This window comes from Mesorhizobium sp. M4A.F.Ca.ET.050.02.1.1, from assembly GCF_003997725.1.
Lineage (GTDB): Bacteria > Pseudomonadota > Alphaproteobacteria > Rhizobiales > Rhizobiaceae > Mesorhizobium.
The window spans coordinates 1-9,060 of sequence record NZ_RZSG01000183.1; the positions used below are offsets into that span (position 1 = coordinate 1).

The 9,060-nt window shown below is 63.0% G+C and carries 10 protein-coding genes, 1 other RNA gene and 1 pseudogene; 5 read left to right on the top strand and 7 right to left on the bottom strand.

Features of this window, described 5'->3' with window-relative positions; all coding sequences use genetic code 11:
• From EOA33_RS14605 to ffs, 4 genes are all read right to left on the bottom strand, one after another.
• The coding region (locus EOA33_RS14605) for a cell wall hydrolase (protein WP_145989144.1) at positions 1-649 on the bottom strand (649 nt) is incomplete at its 3' end.
• A gap of 217 nt (positions 650-866) precedes the next feature.
• Positions 867-1,190, bottom strand: coding sequence for a YbaB/EbfC family nucleoid-associated protein (locus EOA33_RS14610; protein WP_126056700.1), 324 nt, complete (start codon positions 1,188-1,190; stop codon positions 867-869).
• Positions 1,191-1,266: 76 nt separating this feature from the next.
• Positions 1,267-3,081, bottom strand: a complete 1,815-nt coding sequence (locus EOA33_RS14615) for a DNA polymerase III subunit gamma/tau (protein WP_126056701.1) — start codon at positions 3,079-3,081, stop codon at positions 1,267-1,269.
• 105 nt (positions 3,082-3,186) lie between these two features.
• Positions 3,187-3,283: signal recognition particle sRNA small type (gene ffs, locus EOA33_RS14620), an RNA gene on the bottom strand.
• A gap of 200 nt (positions 3,284-3,483) precedes the next feature.
• Between ffs and EOA33_RS14625 the strand changes: the two genes are divergently transcribed.
• Genes EOA33_RS14625 through EOA33_RS14635 form a run of 3 tightly spaced genes read left to right on the top strand, consistent with a single transcriptional unit; the run spans position 3,484 to position 5,201 of the window.
• The gene (locus EOA33_RS14625; RefSeq protein ID WP_126056702.1) at positions 3,484-3,903 is read left to right on the top strand and encodes an HIT family protein; all 420 of its coding nucleotides are present in this window, start codon (positions 3,484-3,486) and stop codon (positions 3,901-3,903) included.
• A gap of 32 nt (positions 3,904-3,935) precedes the next feature.
• Positions 3,936-4,877 (top strand): NAD(+) diphosphatase, encoded by a 942-nt coding sequence (nudC, locus tag EOA33_RS14630; protein WP_127405939.1) that lies wholly within the window; start codon positions 3,936-3,938, stop codon positions 4,875-4,877.
• Positions 4,878-4,898: 21 nt separating this feature from the next.
• The gene (locus EOA33_RS14635; RefSeq protein WP_126056704.1) at positions 4,899-5,201 is read left to right on the top strand and encodes a Dabb family protein; all 303 of its coding nucleotides are present in this window, start codon (positions 4,899-4,901) and stop codon (positions 5,199-5,201) included.
• Between the two features lie 51 nt (positions 5,202-5,252).
• Here EOA33_RS14635 and EOA33_RS14640 read toward each other — a convergent pair whose 3' ends face one another.
• Positions 5,253-6,239 (bottom strand): aldo/keto reductase, encoded by a 987-nt coding sequence (locus tag EOA33_RS14640; RefSeq protein ID WP_245482336.1) that lies wholly within the window; start codon positions 6,237-6,239, stop codon positions 5,253-5,255.
• Positions 6,240-6,326: 87 nt separating this feature from the next.
• On the opposite strand from EOA33_RS14640, the gene EOA33_RS14645 reads away from it, so the two are divergent.
• The gene (locus tag EOA33_RS14645) at positions 6,327-7,169 is read left to right on the top strand and encodes a LysR family transcriptional regulator (RefSeq protein ID WP_127405940.1); all 843 of its coding nucleotides are present in this window, start codon (positions 6,327-6,329) and stop codon (positions 7,167-7,169) included.
• A 10-nt stretch (positions 7,170-7,179) separates the two neighbouring features.
• On the opposite strand, the gene EOA33_RS14650 is transcribed toward EOA33_RS14645, so the two are convergent.
• Positions 7,180-8,043 (bottom strand): prephenate dehydratase, encoded by an 864-nt coding sequence (locus EOA33_RS14650; protein WP_126056706.1) that lies wholly within the window; start codon positions 8,041-8,043, stop codon positions 7,180-7,182.
• Positions 8,044-8,053: 10 nt separating this feature from the next.
• Positions 8,054-8,782: a 3-deoxy-manno-octulosonate cytidylyltransferase gene (locus tag EOA33_RS14655; protein WP_126056707.1), complete on the bottom strand. Its 729-nt coding sequence runs from the start codon at positions 8,780-8,782 to the stop codon at positions 8,054-8,056.
• Between the two features lie 194 nt (positions 8,783-8,976).
• On the opposite strand from EOA33_RS14655, the pseudogene EOA33_RS40470 reads away from it, so the two are divergent.
• Positions 8,977-9,060, top strand: a pseudogene (locus tag EOA33_RS40470) (cytochrome c family protein); the annotation flags it as partial.

A 9,060-nucleotide genomic window follows, 5' to 3' on the forward strand; every position in this document is an offset into this window, starting at 1 on the left:
CGATCGTCTTGACCACCGGCTCCGCGGACGCCACGAGCACCGGGGCGGTAGCAGGCGCCGCCTGGCGCGGCGTGGCCGAGGCTACGGCGACCATCGGCTCGTCCGGCAGCGGCTGCCAGTTGCGGCCGCGCTTCTCGTAGAAGGCATTGCCGCCGGCGACCATCGTGTAGTGCATGTTCTTGTAGGGGAAGCGCAGGCCCGCGGTGTGGAAGAACATGGTGTTCTTGAGCTTGGCCTTGCGCTCGCCCTTGAGCACGGCGTCGGCGGCCTCCTCGACGTCGGGCATCGCCTTCGAATTCATCGGCCGGGTCATCACGCCGGGCGCGAACTGGCCTTTCTCGCCGACGACCTCGCAAATCGTGCTGCCGTGCTGGCCCGAGCGCAAACGGTTCATGACGACGGTGCCGACGGCGATCATGCCGTCGCGGCTCGACCGGTTGGATTCGAAGAACATCGCCCGCTCGAGGCACTCCCTGTCCTTCGGCGTGGCGCCGTAAGAGCGTGAGCTCAGGAAACTCGGCGTGATGGCATCGGTCAGCTTGGCCACCGACATACCGTGCGAAGTGGTCTGGCTGCAGCCGGCCAGAAGCAAGGGGGAAGTGACAATGCCGAGCAACAGCAGCGGCGTCTTCCATCGCGTCGCGATCAACAAAAAAGCCTCATTTCCAGATGCCAGCCCGCCCCGAGATGTGGCAAGAATGAGACTCTTAAAGGCAAAAAGATGGCTAAAGGATTAGCATTCGTGCAGCATAGGTAAAACTTTATGAATGGCTGGAAATGACCTCGTGAACAAAGCCGGGGAATGTCTTAACAACCACCCCGGTGTCCGATTTCCATTCATAATCAATTAACTGGCGGCAGCCGGCTCAGAACGGCAATTTCATTCCAGGCGGGATCGGCAAGCCTGCCGTGAGCGCCTTGGTCTTTTCCTGCATGACCTGCTCGACCTTATTTTTGGCGTCATTGTGAGCGGCGAGAATTAGGTCCTCGAGAATCTCGGCCTCGTCCTCCTTGAACAGCGACGGATCGATCTTCAGCACCTTCATCTCGAACTTGCCGGTCAGTGTCACGCTGACCAGGCCGCCGCCGGCCTGACCGGTTGCTTCGAGCGTGGCGATCTCATCTTGCATGGCCTGGAACTTGGCCTGCATTTCCTTCGCTTTGCCCATAAGGCCGAGCAGATCCTTCATCCCAATGTCCTCTTCAGTTCTTTGTTGGAGCATGATCTTGTCCGAAAACCGGTTCCCTCTTTTTCGGGATCATACTCTAGATTTCGTCGTCATCGGCCGCCGGCTCGACCGGCAGGTCGGCCTCGGCCTCTTCCACTTCCGGCATGTCCGGAATGCGCACGTCAATGATCTTGGCGCCTGGGAAGCGGGCGAGGATGGCGGCGACCGTCGGGTCGCTCTTGGCGTCGAGGAAGGCGGTCTCGCGCTTCGTCGTTTCCATCTCGGCAAGAGTCTGGCCGCCATCTTCCTTCGACAGCGACACCAGCCAGTTGCGGCCTGTCCAGGCGCGCAGCTTGGCGGTCAGGTCGTTGAGCAGCATCTTCGGCGCGTCTTCGGTCAGGCTGACGTCGAGGCGGCCGGGCTCGACGCGCACCAGCCGCACGCAGCGCTTGATCAAAACCTTGAAGGCGATGTCGCGATTGGAATCGGCAAGGGCGGCAATGTCGGCCAGCGACTTGACCGGAACAGCGGGCGCTTCGACGACCGGTTCCGGTGCCGGGACGAAGGCAGTAGGCACGGGCTGCGCCTCGACCAGCCGCATCGTCTGCGAGCCGCCGCTGGCCGAAGGCATGCGCGCCTGCGCCACGGCGCTTGCGCCGCCATTGCCCGGGCTTGCTGGGGCCCCGTTGGCGCGCGGCGCGCCATTCGGAACCGGCGAAGCGCCTTCCAGCGACTTCAGCGCCTCGTCCAGCGTCGGCAGGTCGGCAGCATGCGCGAGCCGGATCAGCACCATCTCGGCAGCGCTCACCGGCCGGTTCGAAGACTGCACCTCGGGAATGCCCTTCAGCAGCATCTGCCATGTCCTGGACAGCACGCGCACCGACAGCGTCCTGGCGAAATCGCCGCCGCGCCGGCGTTCATCCTCCGACAGCGAAGCATCGTCGGCGGCCGTCGGCACGAAGCGCAGCCTGGTGACGAGATGATTGAATTCGGCAAGGTCGGTCAGCACCGCGGCCGGATCGGCGCCGGTGTCGTACTGGGCGCGGAATTCGGCCAATGCCGCCGCGACGTCGCCCTTCATGACATGCTCGAACAGGTCGACGATGCGGGCGCGGTCGGCGAGGCCGAGCATGGCGCGCACCGCCTCGGCGCTGACCGCGCCGCTGCCATGGGCGATCGCCTGGTCGAGGATGGAGAGTGAATCGCGCGCCGAGCCTTCGGCGGCGCGCGCGATCATCGCCAGCGCGTCGTCGTCGACCGAAATGCCTTCCTTGGCGGAGATCGCTGACAGGTGCGCGACCAGGGCGCCGGCATCGATGCGTCTCAGGTCGAAGCGCTGGCAGCGCGACAGGACTGTGATCGGCACCTTGCGGATCTCGGTGGTCGCGAAGATGAATTTGACGTGCGGTGGCGGCTCTTCGAGCGTCTTCAGCAGGCCGTTGAAGGCCTGGGTGGAGAGCATGTGCACTTCGTCGATGATGTAGACCTTGTAGCGGGCCGAGACCGGCGCGTAGCGCACGCGCTCGATGATGTCGCGGATGTCGTCGATGCCGGTGTGCGAGGCGGCGTCCATCTCGATGACATCGACATGACGTCCTTCCATGATCGCCTGGCAATGCTCGCCGGGGATGGAAAGATCGACCGAAGGCTGGTCGACGGTGGCGGTCTTGTAGTTCAGCGCCCGGGCCAGGATGCGGGCCGTGGTCGTCTTGCCGACACCTCGGACGCCGGTCAGCATCCAGGCCTGGGCGATGCGGCCGGAGGCGAAGGCATTGGTCAACGTGCGGACCATCGGTTCCTGGCCGATCAGCTCGGAGAAATTCGAAGGGCGGTATTTGCGCGCCAGAACGCGATAGGCGCCAGCCTTGCCTGTCCCCAGGCTTTCCGCCCCCGAATTTCCGGCTTCGCTCATTCGCCGTCAAAGCTCCCAGGACCGCGACGGAAGGCGGCCGTTTCCTGCGCATAGTTTCGCCCGCACGGCTTGACGCCGTCAATGTCGCGAAAGAAAGGCGAAGAGGTGGGAGGCTGGAACAATGACCCGTTCCGGGCTCGTTAGGGCTGCTTCCTTCCGGACCTGACCCGGTTGGCGAGTGGATCGTCCACCACCAACCTCCCGGCCTCCATATCGGCAATTCGACGATGAAATGCAAGGGCGGAGCGGAATCGGCGGCGCCGGTCGTGCGCGGCGTACTGGCGGGCGCGTCTTCAAATCCGCAATACCGGCCAATGATTCGCTTGCAGCCCCTCTGCAGCCGCTCTAGCGTTCATCGGTCAAAAAGACGGTGCAAAGTCCAAAAAAGTGAGGGAAACGCCAATGCTGCCGGGCCTCAAGGCCGGATTCACGCTCGACGCCAGGCTGGAGGCGGACAGCGAGCAGCTGATGTGGCTCGGCCTGTGCGAACTCAGGCTGATGAACGACTGCCGCTGGCCATGGCTCATCCTGGTGCCGCAGCGGCCGGGCGTGGAGGAAATCCATGACCTGACGCCGCTCGACCAGGCGATGCTGACCTTCGAGACCAACATGGTGGCGCAAGCGCTGAAGAAGGCGACAGGCTGCACCAAGATCAATACCGGCGCGCTGGGCAACATCGTGCGGCAGCTGCACATCCACGTCATCGCGCGCTCGGAAGGCGATCCGGCATGGCCGGGGCCGGTCTGGGGACATGGCCTGCGCGAACCCTACAGTAATTCCGAGATCCGCCGGTTTGCCGAAACGATCAAGGCGGCGCTATAAGCTGACCCGTGTCCATAAAGCTCTGAGTCCCCATGCCCTTCCGCCTGTTTGACGCACCCTTGCGGGAGCCCAGCCAGTTCGTCGGCTTCGCCGGCAACCAGATCGATCGGCAATCGGAGACCCGCGCCGACGATTCCGTCGAGCAGGCGCTCGCCGATCCCTCGACGCGGCTGCTGCTGATGCATGGCGGCCGGCTCTATCTGAAACATGAGGACGGCAGCTTCGACCCCTGGTTCGGCGCAGCCGAAAGCAAAGCCTTCGACGTCTCGCTCGACCGCGGCGTGCTGCTCGGCTTTTCCGAGGCCGGCCCCGTGCTGGCGGTGCCGGCGGCCGTTGAGCCGGAGCAGCTTCCCGCGACCATCAAGGCGATCGACTACCGGTCCGTCTACATGCAAGGCCTGATCGACGAGGCGGCGGCCGGCGCGCTGGCGCAAGGGGCGGCCCTTCTTGCCTGGCACGCCAGCCACGCCTTCTGCAGCAAATGCGGCAGCCGTTCGGAAATGCGCGCCGGCGGCTACAGGCGGCACTGCCCGGCCTGCGGCACCGACCATTTTCCACGGACTGATCCGGTGGCGATCATGCTGACGGTGACGGCGGACAAGTGCCTGCTCGGGCGTGGCCGTCATTTCGGGCCTGGCATGTATTCAGCGCTGGCGGGCTTCATCGAGCCGGGCGAGACGATCGAGGCGGCGGTGCGCCGCGAGACGCTGGAGGAGGCCGGCATCCAGCTTGGCCGCGTCGTCTACCACGCCAGCCAGCCCTGGCCTTTCCCCTATTCGCTGATGATCGGGTGCTTCGGCGAGCCGCTCAACGACGACATCCAGGCCGACCTCAACGAGTTGGAAGACTGCCGGTGGTTTTTGCGCGACGAGGTGCGCCTGATGCTGGACAGGGCGCATCCTGGCAATCTGGTCACGCCGCCCAAGGGTGCGATCGCGCACCATCTCATCCGCGCCTGGGTCGATGCCGAATAGCTGAATGAGGGAAAGCGAAAGATGATCCGTCACACAGTCGTGTTCACGCTGAAGCATGCGCCGCATTCGCTGGAGGAAAAGCGCTTCCTCCATGACGCCAGGAAGATCCTGACCGGGATCAAGGGTGTCACGCATTTCGAGCAGTTGCGGCAGGTCAGCCCCAAGAACGACTACCGCTTCGGCTTCTCGATGGAGTTCGCCGACCAGGCTGCCTACACAAGGTACAACGAGCACCCCGACCACGTCGCTTTTGTCCGCGATCGCTGGGTGCCCGAGGTCGAGGCGTTCATGGAGATCGACTACGTGCCGCTCGGCTGGAGTTGATATCCAGTCACTGCGAACGACCGCGTTCGATCCAGAGTGGCCATTGCGAAGCTATCGAGCACGAAACTCACCTTCTGGCGGTCTTTGGAGAATGGTTTCGATCTCAGCCATCACGGTCTCCGACAGCGGCCCAAATTCCATGGCCGCGGCGTTCTCGACAGCCTGCTCGGGGGTTTTTGCGCCGGGGATGGGGTGAATGTTGCCACCTTTCGATAGCAGCCAGCACAAGGCACCCTGACCGAGCGTCCGCCCGCCAGCGGTGAGCAAATCGCGGATAGCATCAATCTGCTCTGTCAACTCGGAACGGGCGCGCGACGCTTCAAAATATACCTGCCAATCCGCGGGAACCGACCTGACGTCGTCTGGCGGAACGGTCCGTCCATCCGAGAATTTGCCTGTTAGCACGCCCATGGCGAGTGGCGACCGGGTCAGCTGCGCCAAACTGTTATCATATGCGGCTTTGCACATTGAGGGTGCATCGAAGAAAACGTTCATCGAGTGCTGGACCGTTGAAAAGCCGCTCCGGTCAGCGAACGCCTGGACGCTTGATGGAAAGTCGGTGCTCCAGCCGTAGCTTCGAATGTCTCCGGCTCGAACAAGCTGCTCCAAAACCTCAAACGCCGGTTCCGCATGTTCGATCGAGAGATCGTTCAAGTGGAGCAACATCACGTCGATGCCGTCTCGGCCCAGTCGGCGAAGGCTCTCACCAACCGACCAGCGCACATATTCGGGATCGAACCTAGAGCCAGTCATCTGGCGGGAGGCCGGATCGAAGGAATGGCCGAATTTCGACACGATAACTGCCTCCGAACGGCCTGAGAGCGCCTCGCCCAAAAGCTCCTCCGAGTGCCCGGCGCCATACACCGCCGACGTATCGAAGAGCCGAACTCCACCATCCCATGCCGCATGAATGGTTTTTACGGATTCGCGGTCGTCCGCGCCGGAATACCCGACCGGGGTCTCGCCTGACCAAAAGTGACCGCCGATTGCCCAGCAACCCATGCCAATGCGCGATCCCAAGTGAATTTTCGCTGCCATAAAATATGTTCTCCGCTGGCTGTCCGGTCTTGATATGGCGCCAGATCAATCTCAGATGGGAGTCTTCAAAAATGAAGAGGGTTTTGCATGAATGAAATGACTGTCGACTGGTCGGATCTGAGAATCTTTCTGGCAGTCGCGCGCGAAGGAAGCCTTTCATCCGCAGCGAAGGCTGTCGGCCAGAGTGCGGCAACGCTGAGCCGACATATCGTCGATCTTGAGCGGGCGTTGGGCGCCGAGTTGTTCTCTCGACTGCCATCCGGCTACGAGTTGACCGCAGCAGGTCGAGCGCTGACATCCCAGGCGGAGACCATTGAGCAGCGGTTCCTTGATATCACAAGGGCGTTTTCACGACGAAACGCGTCGGCGCCCATCCGTGTGTCCGCGGGCACCTGGATGACGTGGTACCTGGCCCGCAACATTGAGAAACTGGGCGTGACCGACCGGAGTATCGTCTTCAGCGCCGTTGAGGAGGTGCAGAACATCGGCAGGCGCGAGGCGTTGATCGGGATTCGAAATCGCAGGCCGTCCGAGCCAGGACTCGCGGCTCGCAGGACAAAGACCGTAGCATTTGCTCCCTATTCACACCCGAATGCCGTTCGAAAATCTGATTGGATCGCGGCTACGGTGAACACACCATCAGCAATCTGGGTGCGCGCCAACAAACGAGATCAAATCCGCTTTGAGGTCACTCAGCCGCGCTCACTCCTTGACCTCGCGCTTGCTGGCGCTGGCCATGTGGTGCTGCCCTGTTTCGTTGGCGACGCCCACACCGATCTGGTTCGCACGGATGACGTGATCGAGGAACTGTCACATGAACAATGGCTGGTGGTGCACGGCGATGATCGCAAGTTGCCGGAGGTGCGCGCGACGATCGACAAGATCGCACGGCTGATTGGCTCGGATCGAGCCTTCGACACCAAGCGTTGAAACGAGAGTGTTAGTCGGCCACCTTCCATTGCTCGCGCGACGCGCTTGCCGGATAGACGCCGAGGATGCGCATCTCACGCGAGAAGAAGCGCAGCTCGTCGAGCGCCAGCTTGACCAGCGGATCGTCCGGGTGACCCTCGATGTCGGCATAGAACAGCGTCGCGGTGAAGGCGCCGAGCTGGTAGCTCTCGAGCTTGGTCATGTTGATGCCGTTGGTGGCGAAGCCGCCCATCGCCTTGTAGAGCGCCGCCGGCACGTTGCGGACGCGGAAGATGAAGGTGGTCATCATCCTGGCGTCGGCCGAAGGGCGCTCGGCCCATTGCTTGTTCTTTGTCAGCACGACGAAGCGGGTTACGTTGCTGTCCGTGTCCTCGACGTTCTTCTCGATGATGTCGAGGCCGTAAAGCTCCGCTGCGAGCGCCGGCGCGAGCGCCGCCATGGTGCGGTCCTTGACCTCGGAGACCATCTTCGCCGAGCCCGCCGTGTCGCCGGCGACGACCGGCTTCCAGCCATTCTTGCGGATGTATTTGCGGCACTGGCCGAGCGCATGGATGTGGCTGTGCACGGTCTTGATCGCTTCGCGCTGCACGCCCGGCAGCACCATCAACTGGAAATGGATCGGCAGGAAATATTCGCCGACGATGTGCAGCCGCGATTCCGGCAGGAGATGATGGATGTCGGCGACACGGCCGGCGATCGTGTTCTCGATCGGGATCATGGCGAGCTCGGCCTTGCCGGTCTCGACCGCGACGAAGGCATCCTCGAAGGTCGGGCACGGCAACGGCTCCATCGACGGGAACATGTTGCGGCAAGCAGTGTCGGAATTGGCGCCCGGCTCGCCCTGGAAGGATATTCTGTTGGTCTTTTCAGGCATGCCTAATATCTCAGGTTGAAAGGATTTCCCTGGCGCGCTCCAGGTCGTCGGGCGTGTCGACGCCGAGCGGCACGGATTGCACGATCTCGGCATCGATGCGCATGCCGGCCTCCAGCGCCCGCAACTGCTCCAGCCGCTCGCGTCGTTCCAGCGGCGACGGCTTCAGCGCGACGAAGCGCTCCAGCGCGGCACGCCGATAGGCGTAGAGGCCGATATGGTGATAGAGCGGCCCCTCGCCCCAGGGCGCGGTGGCGCGGGAGAAATAGAGCGCCCTGAGCCGTGTCGCAGACAGCGGCGAGCCGACGATCTTGACGACGTTCGGATTGGTCTTCTCCTCGTCGCGGACGATCTCGACGCCGAGTGTGGCGATGTCGACCGATTTGTCCTCGAGCGGCCTCAGCGACGCGCGGATGATCTGCGGATCGATGGTCGGCAGGTCGCCCTGCACGTTGACGATGGTTTCGACCTTTTTCTCCGGATCGAGCACTGTTAGCGCCTCGAAAATGCGGTCGGAGCCGGACTGGTGATCGTCACGGGTCATCACGGCCTCAAAGCCGTGCGCGCGCACGGCCTCCGCCACGGCCTCGGTGTCTGTCGCCACCACGACCCGGCCAAGCCCGGCCTCGGCGCCGCGGCGGGCGACATGGACGATCATCGGCACGTCAAAAATGTCGGCCAGCGGCTTGCCCGGCAGGCGGGTCGAGGCCATGCGGGCCGGGATCAGGATGAGCGTTGACATCGGTGCGACGGGGCGTTGCAAAAGAGGGCTGGCGAAAGTGGCAAAAGGTCTCACTGGAAGCGCCCTTATAGGTGTTGCAACGCCGGAGCAAAAGACCTAGTTTCCGCCCGATTTGACCGGGCTGAGAGGTCGGTTCGGGACACCGACGGACGGAGTGGACGGATCGGTCCGCCGGAAAAGGGAGCAAGGGGCGTATGGATTCCAACGAAGTCAACAAGCTGCTCGCCGGTCTCCTTGGCACCGTCTTTGTCGTCTTCTCGGTCGGCATCGTCTCCGAC